The sequence below is a fragment of the Phreatobacter sp. GW821-FHT04C01 genome (assembly GCF_059420385.1).
In genome coordinates, this window is the sequence record NZ_JBWKTP010000006.1 from 86,638 (window position 1) to 109,434 (window position 22,797).

A 22,797-nucleotide genomic window follows, 5' to 3' on the forward strand; every position below is an offset into this window, starting at 1 on the left:
GAATGCCGAATGAAATCGCACGCCGCTGGTCATCCTATGCAGGCGGCGCTTGAACCACCGCCCTCACCTCTCCCCGCCGGCGAGAGGTGAAGAGTGGTGGTTCACGCCCGAACCTCGAAGCCCGGCATGCGCAAAGCCGAGAGCCTCCACCGAACCACTCGGCTCAGGTATCCATCCTGGTATAGTCGGCGACCAGGTGCAGCGTCGCGCGCAGGCCGGTGAGAAGGCCCTTCTCGTCGACCCGGAAGCGCGGCGAATGATTGGGCGCGGCCTGGGCCAGCGGCACGTCCGGACCGGTCACGCCGACGAAATAGAAGAAGCCCGGCGCGACATTGGCGAAGAACGGGAAATCCTCGCTGGCGCTGATCCGTTCCACCTGGATCGCCTTGCCGCCGGTGACGCGGGCAAGCGTCGGCGCCGAGGCCTGGGTCAGGGCAACGTTGTTGATCAGCGGCGGATAGCCGGTCGGGTCCCAGATCACCTCGGCCTTGCCGCGCATGCCCTCGGCGGTATGTTCGGCGATCTCCTTGACCCGACGCATGATGGTCAGCCGCTGCTCGGCGTTGAAGGTGCGCAGCGTGCCCTCTATCTCGGCCCGGTCGGGTACGATGTTGCGCCGGACGCCGCCCTTGAACACGCCGACGGTGAGCACCGCCGGATCGGTGAAGATATTGGTTTCGCGGCTGACCACCGTCTGCAGGTTCGACACGATGGCCGAGCCGATGACGATCGGGTCAACGCCGGCCCAGGGGATGGCGCCATGGGTCTGGCGGCCGGACACCTGGATGCGGAAACTGTCGGAGCTCGCCATGGTGGCGCCGGGCCGGAACCCGATCATGCCGACCGGCATGGCGCTGGAGACGTGCAGGCCGAACACCACGTCGGGTTTCGGATCGGCCATGGCACCCTGGTCGACCATGACGCGGGCGCCGCCCACCTCGAAATTCGGCAGACCCTCCTCGGCCGGCTGAAACAGGAGCTTGATGGTGCCGCGCAGCTCGCTCTTCATGCCGGCGAGCACCTCCGCGGCCGCCATCAGAATGGCGACGTGGCAGTCATGGCCGCAGGCATGCATGACGCCGACCTCCTCGCCGCCCCATTGGGTGCGCAGCTTGGAGGCGAAGGGCAGGTCGACCTCTTCGGCCACCGGCAGCGCGTCCATGTCGGCGCGCAGCGCCACCACCGGTCCGTCACCGGCGCCGCCGCGCAGCAGCGCCACGATGCCGGTCTTGGCGACGCCCTCGCGCACCTCGTAGCCGAGCTCCTTGAGATGTTTGGCGACCAGGGCCGCGGTGCGGACCTCCTGATTGCCGAGCTCCGGATTGGCATGAATGTCGCGGCGCCAGGCGATCATCCTGGCCTCGATGGCGCCGGCGGCCTGGTCGAGCCGGCCATGGATCGGCCTGACAGCCCCCGCCTGGAGCGCCGGGGCCTGCGCCAAGGCGGGACCGGCACCCGTTCCTGCCGCCAAGGCCGCGCAGCAGGCGCAGGTGCCCGCCAGCAGGCTGCGGCGGCTCATCACCGTGGGATCGACCGCCTCGGAGACGAAGCGCTGCTGCTGAGGTGTCGGCTTCCAGAGGAAACGAGCCATGGCGGCCTCCCGGTGATCGGAGCCTCGTTCGATCCCGTCGGACCGGATCAAGCCCCTCGCAGACCGGCAAGGCTCGCGCAGGCTTGCCGCCCGCGCATCCGGATTTTCCGCTAGCCCGGCGAATTTAGCCGAGGCCGAAATCCTTGCGGGCGGCGGCCAGCTCGGCCTCGTCCCAATAGCCGATCAGAATGCCGGACTTGAGCTGGGCCGCCGGGCTATAGGCCTCGATCCTGCCGTCCGGCATGGTGATGCGGTTGTGGTCGGTCAGCGCCCAGCCGAGCAGCCACTCCTTCAGCCGGACACGCTCGGCCTCGAAATCCGGATCGTCGCCAAGATCGCGAAACTCGTTCGGGTCGGCCGCCAGGTCATAAAGCATCGGCCGGAAGCCCGGGGCGTGAACATATTTGAAACGGCCGTCGAACAGCATGAACAACCGGCATTCGGAAGCGTTCCGGCCCAGCGTCCGGCGCACGTCCTGCATGGAATAATCATATTCCGAGATGACGAATTTGCGCCAGCCGGCGACCGGTTGCCCCAGCAGAAGCGGCATCAGCGAGCGGCCCTCGACAATGTGCCGGGGCACCGTGCCGCCGAAATAATCGATGAAGGTCGGCGCGAGGTCGATCGCTTCGACCAAGGCCTCGCTGACGCTGCCGCGGGTGGCGTCGGCCTCGGGCGCGGGATCGACCACGATCAGCGGCACCTTGACGCTCATCTCGTGGAACAGATCCTTCTCGCCGAGCCAGTGATCGCCGAGATAGTCGCCGTGATCGGCGGTGAAGACGATCATGGTGCTGTCGGTCAGGCCTTCGTCGTCGAGGAAACGGAACAGCAGGCCCAGTTGATCATCGATCTGCTTGATCAGACCCATATAGGCGGGGATGACGCGGCGACGGACCTCGTCGCGCGCGAAATTGCGCGACACCCGCATGTCCATGAAGGCGCCGTAGACCGGGTGCGGGTTCTGCTTTTCGCCATCCGACCGGATCGCCGGCTGGACGTCGCCGGCCGCATACATGTCGTGATAGGGCGCCGGCGCGATATAGGGCCAGTGCGGCTTGATATAGGAGAGATGCAGGCACCAGGACCGACCGTCGGCTTTCGCCTCGCGCATGAAATCCATTGCGCGGCGGGTCATGTAGGGCGTCTCGGAATGCTCGTCCGGCACCCGTGCCTGCTTGTCGCCATGGGCGAGCAGCCAGCCATTCTGCTTGTCGCCGTCGGCGCTCTCCCCGGAATTGGCCCAATCCTCCCAGGGGTTGCGCGCCGGGAAACCCTGGGCTTCGAGATAGCTGTCATAGCGTGGCCTTTCGGCTCCCGGACGGGTCGGATGCAGCCCGTCGTCCCGCTCATAGGGTTCGAAACCGCATTGGGCCGCCTCGACCCCGATTACCGAATTCGGGTCGATGCCGAGCCGGGCCATGCCCTCGTCATCGGCTTTCATATGGGTCTTGCCGACGAGAACGTTGCGCACGCCGAGGCGCTTCAGGTGCTCGCCGAGCGTCGGCTCGCCGACCCGCAAGGGGAAGTTGTTCCAGTTCGAGCCATGCGAACGCATGTAGCGGCCGGTATAGAAACTCATGCGCGACGGCCCGCAGACCGGCGACTGGACATAGGCCCGGGTGAACCGGACCCCGCGGCGCGCCAGGGCGTCGATATGCGGCGTCGCCAGGGTCGGATGGCCGGCGCAGCTCAGGTAATCGAACCGGAGCTGGTCGCACATGATGAACAGAACGTTTTTCGCTGCCGGCGCGCCCGGCTCGGCTGGATCAGATTGGGACATGAGGTCAGCGTGGCTTCATCAGTTCGGTCATGGTCGGGCCCCAGACACGCATTTCCTCGGCCATCTGGTGCGCCATGGCCTGCGGCGTCGAGGGCGTGACCAGGAAGCCCAGCCGGATCAGGCGATCGCGCACGGCGGGCTTGGCGAGCGCCGCGGCGACGATGCCGTGATAGCGCTCGACCAGTGCCGGCGGCGTGCCGGCCGGCAGGAACAGGCCGTTCCAGCCATTGGAATCGAGCCCGCTCACGCCGCTCTCGGCGAATGTCGGGACCTCGGCGAGCGAAGGGTGCCGGGCCGTGCCGGAGGTCGCGACAATGGTGATCCGTCGGGCCTGGTGCAGTTCGGAGAAATCCGCCGCCGCGCCGAAGCCCATGGCGAGCTGGCCGCCCATCAGGTCCTGGGCGATCGGCGCGCCGCCACGATAAGGCACGACGGTCAGCTTCAGGCCGGTGGTCTCGGCGAGCCGGACCGCGAAGAGATGCGGCAGGCTGCCGGCCGCCGGCACGCCAATATTGCCGCGCTCGGGATTGGCGCGGGCCCAGGCGAAGAGGTCGGCGAAGCTGGTCGTGGCTGTCATCGCGCCGGTCGCCAGCGCGATCGGGAATTCGGTGGTCTTGGCGAGCGCCGCAAAATCCTTCACCGGGTCGTATTTCAGGCCGGGAAAGGAGAAGGGCGCCAGCGACATGGTGACGATATTGGCGACCAGGATAGTGCCGCCGTCGGGCGCGGCCGCCTTGACCACCTCGCCGGCAATGGTGCCGGCCGCACCGGTGCGGTTTTCCACCACCACGCCGACACCCAGCGCCTGCTGGAACTCCTCCGCCAGGATGCGCGCCAGCACGTCCTGCGAGCCGCCGGCGGCGAAGCCTGAGATGATGCGCACCGGCGACTGGGCGCGCAGCGGCCCGGCGGTGAGGCTTGCGGCGGCGAGGCCAAGCGCGGCGCGCCGGCTCAGACGGTCAAGCGGTCCGGTCATCGCCCCCCCTGTCGCGGTGTTCCCCGCTTCGGCCCGATGGGAAACCTCCCTCACCTGGCGGCCGGGCGCAAGCACGGATCGGGCTAGTAGGACCGGACCGGATGGATGAACGGCCAGGGCGAGGCCTCGCTGCCGCGCGGCACGACCACCTCGATCAAGGCCGGCCGGCCGGAGGCGATCGCGGCCTGAAGCACCGGCTTCAGCTCGGCCGGCGAATGGACGCGGTGACCGTCCAACCGGAACGCCTTGGCCAGCGTCAGGAAATCCGGATTGTCCAGGTCGGCGCCGATCAGCCGGTTGCCGAACCGCTGCTCCTGGTCGCGCCGGACATTGCCATAGGCCTCGTTGTTGAACAGCACGGTGACGAGGCCGATGCCATATTGAACCGCGGTCGCCAGTTCCTGGACGCCGAACAGAAAACCACCGTCGCCAGTGATCGAAACCACCGGCTTGTCGGGATGGGCGACCTTGACGCCGAGCGCGGTCTGGAAACCGAAGCCGAGCGTCCCCTGGAAGCCGGTCGAGACATAGCTGCGCGGGGTCCGCACGGGATAACCGAAATAGCTGGTGAAACCGGCCTGGCAGAGCTCCTCGACCAGCAGACCGTCGGCGGGCAGCACGTCGCGGATGACGGCGAGATAATCCATCTGCGGCTGGACCACCGCGGTCTCGGCGGCGGCCTCGGCCCTGGCCTTGGCGATGCGCACGCCGTTGTCGACCGCGCGATGGCCGGCGAGGGCCGCGACCAAGGCCGCCGCAGCATCCGCGGCATCGGCGACGATGCCGGCATGCGGCACCAGGCGGGTCATCTCCTCGGGGTCGATATCGATGCGGATGACATGCGGCGGCGGAGCCGGCCGGTCGATCACCTGCATCATGTTGCCCCAGCGCATGGTGGGCATTTCCAGCCGGGTGCCGATGCCGATCAGCACGTCGCATTCGGGATAGAGCTTGAAGGCGGCATAAGACGAGATGCCATGGTCGCCCGCCTCGTCGACCACGCCCCGGCCGCCGCGGAAGGCGGCGACCGGCGCGCCGATGGCGGCGGCCAGCCTGCCGATTTCAGCGGAGGCGTGCTGGGCGCCACTGCCGGTCATGATCATGGGGAAACGCGCGGCGCGGATCAGCGCCACCGCCCGTTCGATCTCGGAGGCGTTGGGGGCCGGATCGATGTCGATGACGGCGGCCTTTGCCGCGGGCACGTCCCCGGTCCCGGCCATCACGTCCCAGGCCATTTCGAGCGCGACCGGACCGGGCCGGCCCGATTGCGCCTGACGGAAGGCCTCAGCCACCATCTCCGGCGCATCGGCCGCGCGCTCGATGCGCGCCGCCCATTTGACCACCGACTTCAGCGTGCCGAGCTGGTCGGCGATCTCGTGCAGGTGGCCGCGACGCTTGCCGATGAAGGCCGAGGGAATCTGGCCGGTCAGGCAAACGACCGGCGTGCAGCAACCCCAGGCGGTGGCGAGCGCCGCCGTCGTGTTGAGCACGCCCGGGCCCGGCACCACCGAATAGACCCCAGGCTTGCCGGTGGAGCGGCCATAACCGAAAGCCATGTAGCCGCAGGCCTGTTCGTGGCGCGCGCCGACGGTGCGGATCTGGTCGCCGGCCTGGATCAAGGCGTCGAACAGCGGATACATCTGCGCGCCAGGCAGACCGAAAACGGTGTCGACGCCATTGGCGATCAGGCCCGAGACGATCGCCTCGCCCCCTGTCATGCGGCGTGTCATGCAATGCTCCTCGGCTGGCCGTCGGCGCGGCCATCAGCGGCCTTGTCTCAGCGGCGCGTCGTCAATGCTCGGCGTCGTCCAGATCCGCGTCGAGCGGACCGAAGGCGGTCATTTCGTCCTCCAGATCACGCAGCATGTCCTGCAGCAGCGCGAGCCGCTCGGCCCCGAAGCGGCGGGTGATCTCGGCATAGATCGCCTCGGAATGCGGGGCGACCACTTCCATCAGCGCGATGCCGGCCGGCGCCATCGAAATCAGGCTGCGCCGGAGGTCGCTCGCCGGCGTCCGCCGGATGATCAGCTGGCGTGCTTCCAGATCCCTGAGAATGCGCGACAGGCTCGGCGCCAGCAGGAAGGTCGAGCGCACGAGATCGCTGATCTCGATCTCGCCGACCGAGGACAGCGCGCGCAGCACGCGCCATTGCTGCTCGGTCACCCCGTAGCCGCGCAGCGACACGCGGAAATGACGCATCACCGCCTCGCGGGCCCGCAGCAGCGACATGGGCAGCGAGCGCGAAAAGCCGCGCAGGCGTACCCGGGTTGCGGCTGGAGGGATGACATGATCATTCATCGGCGCCTCACGCGAAGTAGCAGCCGACCGTGCCGAACGGCCCGAAATCGGCCTGGAATGTATCGCCCTTGCGGGCCTCGACGGGGCGAACGAAAGATCCGGACAGGACAACCTGTCCCGGTTCGAGACACCGCTCGTGTTGGTGCAACTTGCGGACCAGCCAGGCGACGCCATGGGCGGGATGGTTGAGCACGCCGGCCGCGACGCCGGTTTCCTCGACCGCGGCATTCTTGGTCAGGATCGCCGAAACCCAGCGCAGATCGGCGTCATTGGGCCGGAACGGCCGGCCGCCGACCACGATCCCGGCATTGGCCGCGTTGTCGGCGACGGTGTCGGCGATCTTGCGGGTGGCCTTGGTGACGGGATCGACGCGCTCGATGCGGGTGTCGAGAATTTCCAATGCTGGCACAACATAGTCGGTGGCGTTCATCACATCGAACAGCGAGCAGTTCGGCCCGGCCAGCCGCACCTTCATGACGAAGGCGAGCTCCACTTCGATACGGGTGGCGATGAAACGGTCGGTCGGCACTTCGCCACCATCGGCGAACAGCATGTCGTCGAGCAGGTAGCCCGAATCCGGCGTATCGATGCCGAGTGCGGCCTGCATGGCCTTGGAGGTCAGGCCGATCTTGTGGCCGATCACCGAACGGCCGTCATTGAGCTTCTTGTCGACCCAGGCGTCCTGGATGGCATAGGCATCGGCCAGCGTGATCTCGGGATATTGCTGGGAGAGCTGGCGGATCTGGCGGCGCGAGCGCTCGGCCTCGTCGAGGCTGAGCGCGGCCGACCTGATCTGCTCGGCATTCAAAACGGGGGCTTGGATCGCGGGCATCGGCTCAGGCCTCGTCGACGACGGTGTTGGACAATGTGCCGACGCCCTCAGCCGTCACCTCGATGTGGTCGCCGGGCTTCAGGTAGCGCGGCGGATCAAAGCGCGCGCCGGCCCCGGTCGGGGTGCCGGTCAGGATGACGTCGCCGGGAACCAGCGTGGTGAAGGTCGAGATATAGGCGATGAGATAGCTGAACGAAAAAATCATCCGGCTGGTCCGGTCATCCTGGCGCAATTCGCCGTTCACCCGGGTGGTCAGCCCGATATCGGCGATCTGGGCCGGATCGGCGAAGGGCACGATCCATGGACCGATGGCTCCCGAGCTGTCGAAATTCTTGCCCTGTGTGACGTTGAACTTGGCGTGGCGCACCCAGTCGCGCAGCGTGCCTTCATTGGCGAGCGTCACTGCGGCGATATGCGAGAGCGCGTCACGCTCGGCGATGTGGCGGCCGGCCTTGCCGATGACGATGGTCACCTCGCCTTCGTAGTCGAGCTTGTCGGAAGCCTTGGGCCGTACCAGCGGCCGGCCGTGGCCGGTAAACGAGCGGGCGAAGCGCGGGAACAGGCTCGGGAAGGGCGGTGCCTCCTGGCCGTCCTTATATTCGGCGTTGCGGTCGGGATAGTTGACCCCGACGCAAATGATCTTTTCGGGATTGGGGACCGGCGGCAGCAAGGTCACTGCCTCCAGCGCGTGATCGGCCACATGGCGCTCGCCGATATCGGCGAGGCGGCGAAGCGCCCCCTCCTCGATCGCCTGGCGGAGGTCGCGATATTCCCCTGCCCGCTCGGTCAGATCGACGACGCCCTTGTTGGTGACCGCGCCGAAACGGACCTTGCCGTCGACGCTGAAGCTCACCAGCCGTCCGCGTTCGGTCATCACCGTCTCCTCAGCTCGCGATCACGACATTGGCGGCGAAAGCGGCGTCACGCAGCCCAGTGCCATGGAACAAGGTGCCCTCCTCGAACCAGGAGCGCGGTGCCGGCGCGCCCCACAGCGTCTGGCGGCGCGGATCGCGCAGCGACCAGCGGATCGGCTCATGATCCGGATCCATGGTCTGATAGTCGCTGGTATAGAGCTCGAGGCGATGGCCATCGGGATCGCGGACATAGAGGAAAAAGGCATTGGAAATGCCGTGCCGGCCGGGCCCGCGCTCCATATTGGGCAGGTAGCCCGTGGTCGCCATGACGTCGCAGAGATGGATGATGTCGAGCGCGGTGGGCGTCCAGTAGCAGAAGTGGTGCAGACGGGGACCCGCGCCATTGGTGAAGGCGAGGTCGTGGACATTGCCCTTGCGGTGCATCCAGCCGGCGGCGATGCGTCCGTTCGGCCCATCCTCCTCCGCATATTCGGTCAGGCGGAAGCCGAGCGCGGCATAGAAGTCGAGCGAAGACTGGATCTCCGGCGCGAAGACATTGAAATGGTCGAGCCGCTGCGGCCTGACCCCGCGATAGCGGTCATATTGCTGCAACAGGATGTCGCGCTTCTCCATGGTGGCGACGAATTCCAGCGGCATGCCGGCGGGATCGGTGACATGCAGGGTTCGGCCCTGATAGGGCGCCGTGACGAAGTCGTGCTTCAGCCCGAGTTTGTCGAAATAGGCGGCCGCCTTGTCGAGGTCGGCTTCGGTGCCGAGCTTGAAGCCCATGCGCCGGCAGCTCGCTTCGGCGGCCTTGCGCAGCACCAGCGAGTGATGCTGGCGCTCCTCGACGCCGCGCAGATAGACGGCAGCGTCGTCGGCATCCTCGACATGCAGGCCGATGGCGTTTTCGTAGAAGGCGCGGCTCCTGGTGAGGTCGGTGACGTCGAGCACCACGTGGCTGGCGCGCACGATGTTGAAGGGCGGATCGAAAATGTGGGTCGGCACGGGCATGACGTATCCTCCTCCAGGTTTTCTCACGCCCCCAGGCGCGGCACCTTGTGGCTGCCCTTGGCGAGGCAGATGTTCTTGGTTTCCATGTAGAAATCGAAGGAGTAGTCGCCGCCGTCGCGGCCGATGCCCGATGATTTCATGCCGCCGAACGGCGTCGGCAAATGGCGGACGTTTTCCGAGTTGAGCCAGATCATGCCGGCATCGAGCTCGTCGGCGACGCGCAGCGCGCGCTCCATGTCGCGGGTCCAGACATAGCCGGTCAGGCCGTAATTGACGTCATTGGCAATGGCGATCGCCTCCTGCTCGTCCTTGAACGGCACCACCGTCAGATAGGGGCCGAAGATCTCTTCCTGGGCGACCCGCATGGCGTTGGTCGCACCGACCACCAGGGTCGGCTCAACGTAAAAGCCGCCGCCGGGACCGGAGAACGGCTTGCCGCCGGCGGCAATCGTCGCGCCGTCCTGCCGGGCGATATCGAAATAGGAACAGACCTTGGAATAATGCCGCTCGTGGATCAGCGGCCCGATCTCGGTCATCGGATCCAGGGGATGGCCGACCTTCAATTTCTTAACACGTTCAGCAATGCGCGCGGAGAACTCCGCCGCGATGCGCTCCTGGACCAGCAGGCGGCTCGAGGAGGTGCAGCGCTCGCCGTTGAGCGAATAGATCATGAAGACGGCGGCATCGAGCGCCCGCTCCATGTCGGCATCGTCGAAGACGATGACCGGGTTCTTGCCGCCAAGCTCGAAATGGACACGCTTCAGCGTCGCCGAACCCTGCGCCATGATCGCCGAACCGGTCGAACTCTCACCGACGAAACCGATGGCCTTGATCGCCGGATGCTGGGTCAGCGCCTTGCCGGCGTCCTCACCGAAACCATGGACGGTGTTGAGAACGCCCTCGGGCACACCCGCCTCGAGCAGCAGGCGTGGCAAGAGATCGGCGGTCACCGGCGACCATTCCGCCGGCTTGTGGACGACCGTGCAGCCGGCCGCGAGCGCCGGCGCGATCTTCCAGGTCGACAGCATGAACGGCGTGTTCCAGGGCGTGATCACCCCGACCGGGCCGATCGGCACGCGGGTCGTGACGTTCCAATGGTCCTTGGTCGGCAGATTCAGGCCGTCACGCGCCTGCGGCGCCCGATCGGCGAAGAAGCGGAAATTCTCGGCGCCGCGCACCGCCGCCTTGGCCATGAAACGATGGGCCTGGCCGGTATCGACGCATTCGAGCAGCGCGATGTCGTCGGCATGGGCCTCGATCACGTCGGCCACCTTGTGCAGGATGGAGCGGCGCTTGTCCGGATCGAGATTGCGCCACGACCTGAAGGCCTTGGCGGCGGCGTCCGCCGCCTTGTCGATATCGGCGGCGTCGCCGCGCGCGACCTCGGCCAGATCAGAACGATCGATGGGCGACGTGGTCGTGAAAGTCTTCCCCGAGATGGACTCGACCCGCTTGCCGGCGATGTGGTGGCCGATGCCTTCGGCCTTCACGCGCGCAAGCAGGGTCTCGGCGCGCGCCTGATGCGCGGCGAATGCGGCCTTGGGATCGGCGACCGGAGCAGCCATCGTGCGTTCCTCGTTCGGACGTCTGGGATCAGGCGCTCTTCTTCAGCGCGTCATGGATCGTGTTGCGCTTCCAGTTGAGATCCGGATCGATCTCGCGGATCTCGCAGGACAGCGCCACGGTGGTTTTCGCGAAGGCCGGATCCAGCGCCTTCGACAAGGCCTGGAAGACATGGGCGCCCGCCCGCTTCCGGGTCTCGAGGTCGCGCCCGGCGCCCATCTTCAAGGTCGCATCGAGAAATGCATGGGCCGGATTGCCGTCGGCGATCACCGCATGGACGGCCCGATGGGTGCGCACCCGGATGCCGCCGAGCGGGAAGACGCCGGTTTCGACCGCCGCCACACGCACCGCCTCGATCAGCGCCTCGAAATCGACGAGGCCGTCGAGATTGGCCGAATATTCGATCACGACATGCGGCATGGCGCTCCTCCCAGAGCTCTTCCTTGCCGGCATCATTAACGTGTTAAATTGTTTGTCGCAAGTCCCCCGCCGGCTGATCGGCGCGCCCTTGCGCGGCGGCTTCGCTCAGCCCGCCAACCCGGTCTCGCGGAGGTAGCGTGCGACGCCCGGATGAATCATGTCCGGACGGGGCGCGGCGGCGACCGTATTCGCCGCCCGCGTCTCCCGCGCCTGGGCAAGGCGGGCGCCGAGCGCCGGCTCGGCCTGATGCAGCGCCTTGGCGAAACGAAAGGCCAGGGCCTCGTCGAGATCGGCACGCGCCAGGATGACGCTCCAGGAACCGACCGACGGCAGAGCCGTGGTGATGCCGGGATAGGCGCCCGCCGGCATGGAAAGGCGTTTCAGGAAGGCGTGCCTGGCCACGATCCGATCGATCTCCAGGCGGTCGGGCACGATGAAGCGAGCGCCCTTCGGTCCCTTGGCCACCGCCTCGAACCCCGGCCAGCCGATGCCGCCGCCCCAGAGCGCCTGCGCCTGGCCCTGCAGCACCATGGCCGGACCGTCGCCGGCGCGCTCCAGATAAACCGGGTCGAAATCGCGATCGGGATCAAGGCCGAGGCCATCAAGGACATAGCGCGCCAGCACGACCAGGCCGGAGCCTCGGGCGCCAAAAACGACACGCTTGCCGACGAGATCGCGGATCGCGGCGACCGGCGTGTCGCCACGGGCAATGAACATGCCGGCCGTCGGATACATCGCCGCGGCGACCTTGACGGCCGCCGGAGCGCGGCCGATGCCGGCCATGGCTTCATAGGCCACCTCGCCGGTGACCAGGCCGAGGTCGATGCGGCCGGCCTCCAGCAAGGGCACGTTCTCCGTGCTGCCCTTGGTGTTGATGGTCTCGATGGTCAGCCCCGGATCGGCCGCCATGACGGCAGCCTGGACCGCGGCGCCGAACAGCGGAAAGCCGCCGCCGGGTGTCGCCGTGCCGAGCACCAGCCGGGCCTGGCCGGTCTGGGCATCGGCGCGCCCGGCCATCATGGCCGCTCCGAGAGTGCCAAACGTGAAGACGCGGCGGGATGTCGGTCGTCTCGGCATGGCGAGGCCTCCTCTTGCGCGGCCGGCATCGGCTCAGAAACCATAGAGCCTGGCAGGATTGTCGACGAGCACGGCATGCCGTTCGGCCGCATCCGGCACCCAGTCGAGCAGGGCATCGAACAGGTCGGTATCATTGGGCATGGCGACCTTGGCCGCCGGATGCGGCCAATCGGTCCCCCAGACGATGCGGTCGGGCCGGGCCGCGACCAGGGCCCGGGCGAAGGGCACAACGTCGGCATAAGGCGTCTCGGCCAGGCCGGTGATGCGATAGGGCCCGGTCAGCTTCACCCAGCAGCGGCCGTCCGCGACATGGTCGACGAAGCGTTGCCAGGCCGGATTGGCCGGGCCTTCGCGCGTCGGCATGTAGCCCATATGGCCAATGACGCTGTCGACCGGCAGGCGCTTCAGCCTCGGCACCAGATCGTCGAACGAATGGACATGGACGAGGAACTCGACATGCCAGCCGAGATCGGCGATGCGTTTCGCCACCGCCTCGAAATCGCTCCAGCTGTCGAAGGGCATGCCGCCCTTGTCGACCAGATTGATGCGGATGCCGGTCGCGCCGGCCCGGGCGAAAGCCTTCAGCTCGGCGTCGGTGACCTCGCGCCCGACCGCCACCACCGCGCGATAGCGTTTCGGATCGCTCGCGACGACATCGAGGATCGCCCGGTTGTCGATTCCATAGACGCTCGGCTGGGTCAGCACCGCCCGCTCGATGCCGAGCACGGCGTGGAGGTGCTGGTAGGCCGCAAGGCGCGCGTCGGGCGGCGTGTAGCCGCGCCTCGGCGAATAGGCGTAGCGCTCCACCGGCCCGAAGACATGGGCGTGGGTATCGCAGGCCTTGGCGGGCGCCGGCCATTTCGGCTGATGCGGCGAGGGATCATAGGCCGCGCAGACCGGAATCTCGGTGTCGCTCATCACGGGATCCATCTACTGCGGCTCGACGCCGGCGGCCTTGATCACCGCCGCCCAGCGGTCGACTTCGGTGCGCACGAGATTGCGCAGATAGTCAGGCGTCCGCTCCTCCGGTTTCGGCGGCAAGGAGCCGATCTCCTGGATGCGCCGGCGAACGTCCTCGTCCGCCAGGGCCGCCATCAGCGCGCGCGACAGCACATCGAGCGCCGGTTTCGGCGTGTCCTTCGGCGCGAAGATGGCGTTCCAGCCGGTGAACAGATAGGGCTCGAGCCCGGCCTCGCGCGAGGTCGGCACGTCGGGCGTCACGGCGAGGCGTTCCGGCTGGGCCACCAGCAGGCCCCTGATGGTGCCGGCCTGGATCTGCGGCACCACGGTCGGCGCCAGGTCGCACATGGCGTCGATATGGCCGGCGACCAGGTCGTTCATCGCCGGCCCCGAGCCGCGATAAGGCGTGGCCAAGGTCTTTTCCTTGGTCAGATATTCCAGGAACAGGCAGCCCAGATGCGGGGTCGAGCCGACACCGGCATGGCCCGAGGTCACCTTGCCCGGATTGGCCCTGAGATAGGCCAGGAACTCCTGGAAGGTCCGTGCCGGAAACTCGCGCCGCACGACGACATAACCGGGCGTGCCGGCGATGACGCCGATCGGTTCCAGTTCGCGCGGGTCATATGGCATGGCCTTGTAGAGCGCCGGCGCGGCGGCATGGCTGCCGAGGCTGCCGACGGTCAGCGTATAGCCGTCGGGCGCCGCCCGGGCGCCACGCGCGCCGCCGAGCGTCCCTCCGGCGCCGGCGGCATTTTCGATCACCACCGACTGGCCGAGCGTGCGGCTCATATGCTCGGCCACGATGCGCGCGAGCACGTCGGTCGGGCCGCCCGCGGCGAAGACCACGATCAGGGTCACCGGCCGGGATGGAAACGTCTGGGCGAAAGCCGAAACCATGGTGGCCCAGAGGACCACCAAGCCGGCGGCCAAATGACGAAGCGGCATGAACTCCCCCCAAATGCAATGGCGGCCGAGCCGCCGCGCTGTTTCCTCCTCCGCCGGCAGGATACGTGCCCCGCCGGTCGGATCGTGCTTGTCGCCCCGGCGCCCGGAGGTGCCGGTCAGACGATCCTGATCGACAAGTCGGGCAGACGCTCGATCTTGCAGAGGATGACGTCGCCCTTGACCACGGGGCCGACATTTTCCGGCGTGCCCGAATAGATGATGTCGCCGGCGAACAGCTCGTTGGCCGCCGACAGCCGAGAGATCTGCTCGGCCACCGACCAGATCATATGTTTCAGCGTGGCGTTCTGCTTCACCGTGCCGTTGACGCTGAGCGAGATGGCGCCATCGGTGAAATGGCCGATCTGGGCCGCTGGATGGATCGGCCCGATCGGCGCCGAGCGGTCGAAGCTCTTGCCGATCTCCCAGGGCTTCTTTTCGTCGCCCATGGCGCGCTGCAGGTCGCGCCGGGTCATGTCGAGGCCGACCGCGTAACCGAAGACATGTTCCAGCGCCCTGTCGATCGGGATATCGCGACCGCCCGATTTCAGCGCCGCGACCAGCTCGACCTCGTAGTGATAATTGCGCGTGAGGGTCGGATAGGGATGATCGACGACGCCATTGGCCGGCACCAGCTGGATGGCGTCGGTCGGCTTCTGAAAGAAGAACGGCGGCTCGCGACTGGGATCCGACCCCATTTCGCGAGCATGGGCGGCATAGTTGCGTCCGATGCAATAGATCCGGCGCACCGGGAAGACCTCGGCCGAGCCGACGATCGGAATGGTGGTGACGGCGACGGGAAAAGCCGGTTTGGCGGCCGCCCCTTGCGCCGCGGCGGGCGCGGTCGCGCCGGCCGCGAGCCCCGCGGCGGCGGCGGCTGAACCGGTGACGAATGTGCGGCGTGACGAGGCCATGACGCTTTTCCTCCCTGGCGTGTTGATTGGCGCGCAGTCAATCACGACAATCGGTTGCGTTCAACCAATTACTCGATTGGTGCGCTGCGCGGCGATGCCGGCAAGCCACCTCAGCGCAACCAGGACGGTCTCGGACGCAGCTGGTGATGGTTAGACCAATTTGCTATTGGTTGCGACACGCCATTGGTCGCCAACGGACCCGAGCCATGAGCCAAGCCGTCGAACGGGGCATACTCACCCAGCTTCGCGCCTATCTCGCCCAGACCGAGATGGGGCCGCAGGGCCGGCTGCCGCCCGAGCGCGACCTTGCCGCCGTGCTCGACGTCTCGCGCGCCGAGCTGCGCAAGGCGCTTGCCGCGCTGGAGGCCGAAGGCCAGCTCTGGCGCCATGTCGGCAAGGGGACCTTTCTCGGCGAGCGGCCGCGCTCGGCCATGGACCATGTCGCCACGCTGGCGCGGATCACCAATCCGGTCGAGGTGATGCGGGCGCGGCTTGCCGTCGAGCCGGAACTGGCGCGGCTTGCCGCGCTGCACGCGAGCGCCGCCGAGATCGACGACCTCCGCGGTTTCATCCTGGCCGGCCGCGCCGCCCATTCCTGGCGGCAATATGAGCTTGCCGACGCGCGCTTCCATCGGCGGATCGCCGAAGCCGCCGGCAATGCCGTGCTGCTGGCGGTCTACGACCTGATCAGCGATATCAGGCGGGCGGTGACCTGGACCAGGCTCAGGCCGCGGGTCGAGGGCCCTCCCCCCGACCACCACTCCTTCGCCGAGCACGATGCCTTGCTGACCGCGATCGAGACGCGCCAACCCCATGATGCGGCGAGGGCCATGCAGGTTCATCTCGCCAGCGTCGAGCGGCAATTGAGCGGCGGCTGATCAGGCCGGCCCGCCGGCTCTCATGGCCACTTCACCATGGGCGGCATGGACGAGAGGATGCTCTCGACATTGCCGCCGGTCTTCAGCCCGAAAATCGTGCCGCGATCATAAAGCAGGTTGAACTCGACATAGCGGCCGCGCCGGATCAGCTGCTCCTCGCGGTCCGCCTCCGTCCAGGCGGTGGTGAAATTCGCCCGCACCAAGGCCGGATAGACGCTCAGGAAGGCGCGGCCGATATCCCGGGTGAAGGCGAAGTCGGCGTCGCGGTCGCCGGAATCGAGATAGTCGAAAAAAATGCCGCCGACGCCGCGCGGCTCGTTGCGGTGCTTCAGGTGGAAATAGTCGTCGCACCAGGCCTTGTAGCGGGGATAGTCCGCCACCGGATGAGGCGCGCAGGCCGCTTCCAGCGCGGCATGGAAGGCGACGGTGTCCGGATCCTGCTGGTTGCGGCGGCGATCGAGCACCGGCGTCAGATCCGCGCCGCCACCGAACCAGGCGCGCGTGGTCGCCACCATGCGGGTGTTCATATGCACCGCCGGCACGTGCGGATTGCGCAAATGGGCGATCAGCGAAATGCCCGAGGCCCAGAAGCGCGGATCCTCCGCGGCGCCGGGGATCTGGCCGCGGAATTCCGGTGCGAATTCGCCATGAACCGTCGAGACATGGACACCGACCTTCTCGAAGACACGGCCGGTCATCATGGCCATGACGCCACCGCCACCGGGCTTGCCGGAATGGTCGGTACGGTTCCAAGGTCTCCGGAGGAAGCGCCCGGGCGCCATATCGGCATGGGCGACATCGGCCGGCAGGTCGTCCTCGATCGCCTCGAAGGCGCCGATGATGTCGTCGCGCAAGGCTTCGAACCAGGCTTTCGAGCGGGCCTTGCGGTCTTCGAGATCGGCGGGCAAGGGCGAGGGATCGGGGCGTGCGCTGTTCATGCCCGGGGTCTAGTCCTCGGCCCGGCGATCTTCAAGAGGTCAAGAGGTCTCGCCGAAACGCCTGCCCCAAGCGGGACAGGCGTGCCGAGAAACAGTTGTGGCCGTCTCAGTGATGGCGATGCTCGTCGGCCGGACCCGCCGCGCCGATGCCGCCGACGCGGAATTCGATCTCGACCGTGCCGGCCTTCTCGAAGGTCAGGGTCGCCTTGAAGGTCTCGCCCTCGGCGAGCGCCCGATGCAGGCCGATAAACATCATGTGCAAGCCGCCGGGGCGCAGTTCGACGGTCTTGCCCGGCTCGATGACCAGGCCGTCCTGGAGCTTGCGCATGCTCATGACGCCGTTGGCCGTGCTCATCTCGTGAACCTCGAGGCGGTCGGACACGCTGGTGCTGCCGCCGAGCAGCCGGTCCGGCGTCGTGCCCGTATTGGTCACCCTGAGATAGCCGGCGCCGACGCGCACCGCGCCGGGGGTGGCCCGCGACCAGGGCGCCTCGATGCGCAGGCCCGCCCGCTCGAAGACCGGCGCGGCCTGGGCCGCTGCCGGCGCCGCTGCCGCCGCCAGGACGCGCAAGGCCGGGGCCGGCGCGCGCAGGTTCGCCGCGGTGCGCTCGGCCGTCGGCGTCTCGATCCAGCGCTCCTCGCCATTGGCGCAGGTCTGGATGACAGGAAAATAGAGCGTGGTGCCGCCGGCGACCGCCGGATCGACCTGGCCGACAAAGACGAATTCGTCGAAGAAATCATTGGGCAGCGCGTTGCCGGACCAGAGGATCTCGCTGACGCCCTCGCGGATCTCGCGGCCATGGGAGGAATAGGCCTTGGCGTAGGGCTTCACCGTGGTCGCGACCGTCCAGCCGGGCTTCGGCATGGGCTTCACCGAAAACAGGCCCTCCGGGATCTGCACGCGAATGGCGGTCGTCGCCTCGCGGCCGCAGCCATGCGGCACGGCGAGAATGCCGCGATAGCTGGTGCCCGCCGTCGCCTCGCGGCGCTCCAGCGTGACATGGGCTTGCGCCGCCGAAACCAGGCCGGCGAGGCCGAGGCCGATCAATGCCAGCATCCTGAGCGGGCGGGGCGACAACAGAGCGATCGTCATGGGATCATCCTCTTCAACGAAGCGAAAAACGGGCTCGTGCGGCGAGCGTCATGACGCCCGGGCCGAACCTTGCGAAATGGGGTGGCAACGGTGTGGTATGGCCAAAGCGGCCTGATCGGCGGTCAGTCGGCCAGGTCCGCCCCGTGGGATTTGTGGACGAACTCGGACCGCCGGCCGTTCCGACCGGAGACGAAGCCTGGCGGGACGGCTGGCCGTAGGGCCGGCCCATCGACCTCGATCGCCCGTGCGATCGGATGAGGCGCAGCCGGAACGGCGACGCCAGACGACGAATCGGCCGTTCGTCGAGGCCGACCCGTTCGAGTTCACTGGTGCTGGACTGCCGCATCGCGTCGGTTTCGCTTCGATGATGGGGCCTGCCGGCACGGATGATACCGCCCGGCAGACATGACTGTTATTACATCGTCAGAACTGGTAGCGCACCCCGCCATAGATGCTCCGGCCGCTGCCGGGATAGAAGGCGGCGGTCGTCGCGGCATTGTATTGAACCACCGGACCGAAATCGCTGACGTAGCGCTTGTCGGTCAGGTTGCGCAGATCCAGGAACAGGTTGGCGCCGTTTGCCAGCCTGGCGGTGGCCTGCAGGCCGAGCAGAGCGTAGCCAGCGACCTTGAACGTATTGCGATAGTCGACGAAAGCACCTTCCGGCACGATATCCACCGTCGGGGTGACGGTGAAGCCGGCCGGATGGCTATAGGTGAGCGCCGTGCGCAGCACATGCTGCGGCACACCGGGAATGCGGTTATTGCCGTAGACCGGGTCGTTGACGAAGCGGAAATCCGAATAGTTCCAGATCTGGCGCAGCGTCAGCTTGTCGTCATTGCCGGTCAGGTTGCGCACCAGATCGACACTGGCGCCGAACTCGATGCCCTGCAGAAGGGTCTGCGGGGCGTTGAAGGTCGAAGCCGGGATGCCCGAGCCGGTGTTGAACTGCAGCATCTGATTGCGGACATCCGAGCGGTAGGCCGTGACGTCCCAGGAGAAGCGGTCATAGGTGCCGCGCGTGCCGATCTCGAAGGTCGTCGCCGTCTGCGCCTTCAAAGGCACGAAGGCATTGGTCGCGCCGACCGTCTGGGTCAGATCGGTGAAATCGGGCACGTCGGCACTGCGCGTGACATTGGCGAAGACCTGGATGTCCCTGGCCCATTCATAGAGCAGGCCGATGCGCGGATTGATGCCGCCATAGGTCATCGAGGCGTTCACCGCCGTCGGATTGCCCGGCAGGCCGCCCTGGGCGGTGTAGCTGCGCTCCGACGAGAAGGCCTTGGCGCCGAAGGTCAGGGCCAGCTGCGGCAGGAAGAAGAAGCGGTTCTCGAACCAGCTTTCGTAATTGGACGCGACCTGCCGGCCATTGACCGTCAGCGCGCCGCGCTGGCCGCCGATGTTCTGGAACTGCTGAACCGCGTTGTTGCCGGCGAAGATGCGCGCGCCGACCACCAGGTCGTTGCGGAAGCCGCCGATGCTGAACGAACCGGTGAAGCGCGGTGAAATGCCGTAGGTCCAGCCGTCCTGGTCGAGCACCTGGAAGATCGGATGGTTGAGCTGCTTGTGGATGGCCCAGCTGGTGATGTCGATCTGGCCGACATCGAGCCGGATCGTGGTGACATTGGCCAGCCGCTGAACATAGGTGTTGCGCGCTTGGTCGCCCGAGACGGCGCTGGCATTGGCCATGCGCGGGCTGGAGATCGCCTGGCCGTAGGTCAGCGAGCCCGGCAGCTTCACGTCGGTGTAATAGGCGCCGAAATAGAACCGCGTCTCGACCCGCTCGGAGAAGCGATAGCCGACATTGGCATTGAAATGGCCGAGGTTCTGCTGCTCGTGCTGACGCCAGCCGTCGGAATGGGTGTAGGTGCCGCTGACCGCGAAGTCCCAGGGGCCGATCACCCTGGATATCTCGCCATGCGCCCGCACCGTGCCGAAACTGCCGCCATCGACGCGGAAGCTGTTCGGGGCGGTGGCGGTATAGGCTGAAGGCGTCACGAAATTGATCGCGCCGCCGAGCGTCGAGGCGCCGAACGGCAGGGCATTGCCGCCGCGGAACACCTCGACCGAACGCAGGGCCAGCGGATCGATCTGGTAGAAGTCGCCGGAACCATCGGCCAGATTGGTCGGCACGCCGTCCTGGAGGATCTCGACGCCGCGCGTGTGAAAAGCCCGCGCAATGCCGGAGCCGCGAATGGAGAGGCGGATTTCCTGGCTGTAGCGGCTCTGCGCGAAGACGCCAGGCGTCTGGTTCAGCGCGTCCCTGATGGTCGCGGCATAGCTGTTCTTGTAGCTCTCGGCATCGACGAAACCGACCGAACCGGCCGTCTCGTTCAACCGCCGGCGCTGCTCGGTAACGGCGGGCGCGGTGAGCGAACCGCCTTCACCGGTCCTGGCCGCCTCGACATTGATGACCGGCAGCTCGGTGATATTGGCCGAACCTTGCGCAAAGGCTTGGTGGGACTGCAAAAGGACAATGGCCGCGACGGCCGCCCTGGAAGACCTGGACATGATATGAACTGTTCGACGCTGATGGGATCACGGCGTTCGATCGGCCTGGCCGGGCGAACGCGACGACGAAGTGATCAGGCGACGACAGGTGGGGCGCGTGGCGGTCTCGTGCCGGTCCAGCCGATAAAGGCATAGGCCGGCAAGGCCGGCTCATAGACACGGACCGGCGCGCGAACCGTCACGGGTTCGGCGACATCGGTGACGACCGCGTCGGCGATCGTCACCGTCGCGGGGATCGCCGTGCTGCAGAGCACGCAATGCTGGAACTGATGGACGCGCTTGCCGCCGTCGGGACCATCGCCGGGCACGAAGCTCATACCGTCCATGGTGCAGATGATGACGAAGCCGGCCTGGCTGGCCTCCATCGCATGGGCCGTCCGGTTGATGGCGCCGAGGAAACCGGTCGCCGCGATCAAATAGGTCAGCGCCGCAACAAGCATGTTGCGGCCGACCCGAAATCGATCGCCCCGAAGAAAACCCATAAGCGACGAGTAGCGCCGCTTGCCGAGGCGAGTCAATCGCCGGCGAGGTCCGTGGAAAGTCCATCGCCGCGGGCGCATTGTCGCAGCTATGATGGTCTTGCCCGGGCACCAGCGACAGGAGGAGCGGGAGATGCGCGCGAAGCGGGACACCATCGTGCCGATCAAGCCGAAGCGGCAGCCCGCCGACGGGGCGGTCGTCGCACAGCTCACGCCGCGCCTGCGTATCGTGTTCGGCGAGGCCCTGCGGCTCGGGCCCGGCAAGATCGACCTGCTGGAGGCGATCGGACGGACCGGCTCGATCTCGGCGGCCGGCCGCGAGCTCGGCATGTCCTACCGGCGCGCCTGGGTCCTGGTCGACGCGGTCAACAAGATGTTCACCCAGCCCGTGGTCACGACGGCCGCCGGCGGCGCACAGGGCGGTGGCGCACAGCTCACCACCTTCGGCCGTGCCCTGGTCACCGCCTATCGCCGGATCGAGGCAAGGACGCTCGCAGCCATCCAGGAGGAGATGGCGCCGTTCGACGCAGATATCGTGCTGGATTGATCCGGCGGGAAGCGCCTCAGACCAGGATATTGATCACCGGGGCGGCGATCGCGGCATCAGCGCCCACTCCGGCGGTCGTCGGCGCCGCCGCATCGGCCCCGGTTTCGGCCGCGCGCATGGTATCACCGAGCTCATCGACCTGCTTCAGCATGGCGTTCTTGGCTTTCTCGGCCTCGCGCGCGTCGGGATCGTTGGCGTTGCGGGCGCGCAGCTTGCGCACCGCGTCCTCGATCAGCCGCTTGGCCTCGGCGGCCGCCTGCTTGAATTTGTCGAGAACCTCGCGCTCCGCCGTGCTGGCGGCGCCCTTCTGGCCGAGCTTCGCGGCCATGTCCTGATAGGCCTTGGCCGCCTCCTCGCGAGCGGTCGCCTTGTCGACCGGGCCTTTGTCGGCTGCGCCCTTGTCGGCCGCCCCCTGGTCCGGCTGTCCCGTCTCGGCCTGGCCGGCCTGCGCCGTCTCGGCCGGCTTCGCCGTCTGCGCCTGGCCTTCGGCGCCGGTGGCCTGATCGGTGGCGCCGGCCGCCGCCTCGCTGCCCTTGGCCGCCGCCGCCTCGGCAGGTGCCGGCGGGGCCTCCGAGGCCCCCGTCCCAAGGGCGGCGGCGCCGCCGGACTGGACCGCGGCACCATATTCCCTGGCCGCTTCCCTGATCTCCTGGGCGATCTGTTTGGCCTGCCGCGCGATCGTCTTGGGATCGCCACCCATCATGCGCAGCATCTGCAGCTTCTGGCGCGCCAGCTCCAGCTTCTGCTGGGCCGCGGCCTTGCGATCGCTGACCGCAGACGTCCGCATCTGGTCGAGCTTGGCCAGCAGATCGCGCGACGACTTCTGCGCTTCCGACAAGGCCTTCGACGACCCGAACAGGGAATAGGCCCCGGCCTGCCGCTCCGTATCTGCCGAGCCCAGCAGAAGCACCGAAGCATCCTGGCCGCCGCCTGTCGCCGGCTTGGCGCCGGCCTTGCCGGCGGCCTTGGCACCGGCTTCGGCCGCGGCACCGGTCGGGCCGCGGCTGAACGCGGCGCTATAAAAGCTCTTTGAAATGATGTTCGCCACGGCCTCGGGCCTTCCGCGCCAAGAGGTTGAATCGGCCAATGCCAGCCATCAGAGCGGGCAAGCATTGACGATCGGTTAA

At 67.4% G+C, this 22,797-nt stretch carries 21 protein-coding genes; 2 read left to right on the forward strand and 19 right to left on the reverse strand.

Translation table 11 applies throughout. The annotated features are described in order from the left end of the window. Positions 1–163 precede the first annotated feature (163 nt). The 14 genes from AC07WJ_RS22550 to AC07WJ_RS22615 form a co-directional block, all read right to left on the reverse strand. Positions 164–1,591 (reverse strand): amidohydrolase, encoded by a 1,428-nt coding sequence (locus AC07WJ_RS22550; RefSeq protein WP_494936906.1) that lies wholly within the window; start codon positions 1,589–1,591, stop codon positions 164–166. A 124-nt stretch (positions 1,592–1,715) separates the two neighbouring features. Continuing rightward, the gene (locus AC07WJ_RS22555) at positions 1,716–3,374 is read right to left on the reverse strand and encodes an alkaline phosphatase family protein (RefSeq protein WP_494936907.1); all 1,659 of its coding nucleotides are present in this window, start codon (positions 3,372–3,374) and stop codon (positions 1,716–1,718) included. A gap of 4 nt (positions 3,375–3,378) precedes the next feature. Continuing rightward, the gene (locus AC07WJ_RS22560; protein WP_494936908.1) at positions 3,379–4,350 is read right to left on the reverse strand and encodes a tripartite tricarboxylate transporter substrate-binding protein; all 972 of its coding nucleotides are present in this window, start codon (positions 4,348–4,350) and stop codon (positions 3,379–3,381) included. An 83-nt stretch (positions 4,351–4,433) separates the two neighbouring features. Next, on the reverse strand, positions 4,434–6,080 hold the full coding sequence (locus tag AC07WJ_RS22565; RefSeq protein WP_494936909.1) for a thiamine pyrophosphate-dependent enzyme: 1,647 nt from the start codon (positions 6,078–6,080) through the stop codon (positions 4,434–4,436). Between the two features lie 61 nt (positions 6,081–6,141). Next, complete coding sequence (gene hpaR / locus AC07WJ_RS22570; RefSeq protein ID WP_494936910.1) at positions 6,142–6,648, reverse strand: homoprotocatechuate degradation operon regulator HpaR; 507 nt, start codon at positions 6,646–6,648, stop codon at positions 6,142–6,144. Positions 6,649–6,655: 7 nt separating this feature from the next. Continuing rightward, positions 6,656–7,480 carry a 2-oxo-hept-4-ene-1,7-dioate hydratase gene (hpaH, locus tag AC07WJ_RS22575; protein WP_494936911.1) on the reverse strand — a complete coding sequence of 275 codons (825 nt, stop codon included), beginning with the start codon at positions 7,478–7,480 and terminating at the stop codon, positions 6,656–6,658. Positions 7,481–7,484: 4 nt separating this feature from the next. Beyond that, complete coding sequence (locus AC07WJ_RS22580; RefSeq protein WP_494936912.1) at positions 7,485–8,354, reverse strand: fumarylacetoacetate hydrolase family protein; 870 nt, start codon at positions 8,352–8,354, stop codon at positions 7,485–7,487. Between the two features lie 10 nt (positions 8,355–8,364). Then, the gene (gene hpaD / locus AC07WJ_RS22585) at positions 8,365–9,348 is read right to left on the reverse strand and encodes a 3,4-dihydroxyphenylacetate 2,3-dioxygenase (RefSeq protein WP_494936913.1); all 984 of its coding nucleotides are present in this window, start codon (positions 9,346–9,348) and stop codon (positions 8,365–8,367) included. Positions 9,349–9,371: 23 nt separating this feature from the next. Further along, positions 9,372–10,913: a 5-carboxymethyl-2-hydroxymuconate semialdehyde dehydrogenase gene (gene hpaE / locus AC07WJ_RS22590; protein ID WP_494936914.1), complete on the reverse strand. Its 1,542-nt coding sequence runs from the start codon at positions 10,911–10,913 to the stop codon at positions 9,372–9,374. 28 nt (positions 10,914–10,941) lie between these two features. Further along, complete coding sequence (locus AC07WJ_RS22595) at positions 10,942–11,331, reverse strand: 5-carboxymethyl-2-hydroxymuconate Delta-isomerase (RefSeq protein WP_494936915.1); 390 nt, start codon at positions 11,329–11,331, stop codon at positions 10,942–10,944. Positions 11,332–11,436: 105 nt separating this feature from the next. Then, positions 11,437–12,351: a TAXI family TRAP transporter solute-binding subunit gene (locus AC07WJ_RS22600; RefSeq protein WP_494936916.1), complete on the reverse strand. Its 915-nt coding sequence runs from the start codon at positions 12,349–12,351 to the stop codon at positions 11,437–11,439. 90 nt (positions 12,352–12,441) lie between these two features. Continuing rightward, entirely contained in the window at positions 12,442–13,326 is an 885-nt protein-coding gene (locus tag AC07WJ_RS22605; RefSeq protein WP_494936917.1) for an amidohydrolase family protein, read from the reverse strand. A 12-nt stretch (positions 13,327–13,338) separates the two neighbouring features. Next, a complete protein-coding gene (locus tag AC07WJ_RS22610) occupies positions 13,339–14,313 on the reverse strand; it encodes a tripartite tricarboxylate transporter substrate-binding protein (protein ID WP_494936918.1) in 975 nt (324 codons plus the stop codon). Between the two features lie 116 nt (positions 14,314–14,429). After that, positions 14,430–15,224, reverse strand: a complete 795-nt coding sequence (locus tag AC07WJ_RS22615; protein ID WP_494936919.1) for a fumarylacetoacetate hydrolase family protein — start codon at positions 15,222–15,224, stop codon at positions 14,430–14,432. 206 nt (positions 15,225–15,430) lie between these two features. Here AC07WJ_RS22615 and AC07WJ_RS22620 point away from each other — a divergent pair, with 206 nt between their 5' ends. Beyond that, the gene (locus AC07WJ_RS22620; protein ID WP_494936920.1) at positions 15,431–16,102 is read left to right on the forward strand and encodes a FadR/GntR family transcriptional regulator; all 672 of its coding nucleotides are present in this window, start codon (positions 15,431–15,433) and stop codon (positions 16,100–16,102) included. A gap of 20 nt (positions 16,103–16,122) precedes the next feature. Here the strand turns inward: AC07WJ_RS22620 and hemF are convergent, their stop codons facing one another. The 4 genes from hemF to AC07WJ_RS22640 form a co-directional block, all read right to left on the reverse strand. Further along, positions 16,123–17,040, reverse strand: a complete 918-nt coding sequence (gene hemF / locus AC07WJ_RS22625) for an oxygen-dependent coproporphyrinogen oxidase (protein WP_494936921.1) — start codon at positions 17,038–17,040, stop codon at positions 16,123–16,125. 106 nt (positions 17,041–17,146) lie between these two features. Further along, positions 17,147–18,133 (reverse strand): DUF1775 domain-containing protein, encoded by a 987-nt coding sequence (locus tag AC07WJ_RS22630; protein ID WP_494936922.1) that lies wholly within the window; start codon positions 18,131–18,133, stop codon positions 17,147–17,149. 423 nt (positions 18,134–18,556) lie between these two features. After that, positions 18,557–20,644, reverse strand: coding sequence for a TonB-dependent receptor family protein (locus AC07WJ_RS22635; protein ID WP_494936923.1), 2,088 nt, complete (start codon positions 20,642–20,644; stop codon positions 18,557–18,559). A gap of 74 nt (positions 20,645–20,718) precedes the next feature. After that, positions 20,719–21,084 carry a DUF2946 family protein gene (locus AC07WJ_RS22640; RefSeq protein ID WP_494936924.1) on the reverse strand — a complete coding sequence of 122 codons (366 nt, stop codon included), beginning with the start codon at positions 21,082–21,084 and terminating at the stop codon, positions 20,719–20,721. A gap of 172 nt (positions 21,085–21,256) precedes the next feature. Here AC07WJ_RS22640 and AC07WJ_RS22645 point away from each other — a divergent pair, with 172 nt between their 5' ends. After that, positions 21,257–21,670, forward strand: a complete 414-nt coding sequence (locus tag AC07WJ_RS22645) for a winged helix-turn-helix domain-containing protein (protein ID WP_494936925.1) — start codon at positions 21,257–21,259, stop codon at positions 21,668–21,670. A 16-nt stretch (positions 21,671–21,686) separates the two neighbouring features. On the opposite strand, the gene AC07WJ_RS22650 is transcribed toward AC07WJ_RS22645, so the two are convergent. After that, on the reverse strand, positions 21,687–22,718 hold the full coding sequence (locus AC07WJ_RS22650; RefSeq protein WP_494936926.1) for a hypothetical protein: 1,032 nt from the start codon (positions 22,716–22,718) through the stop codon (positions 21,687–21,689). Positions 22,719–22,797 lie beyond the last annotated feature (79 nt).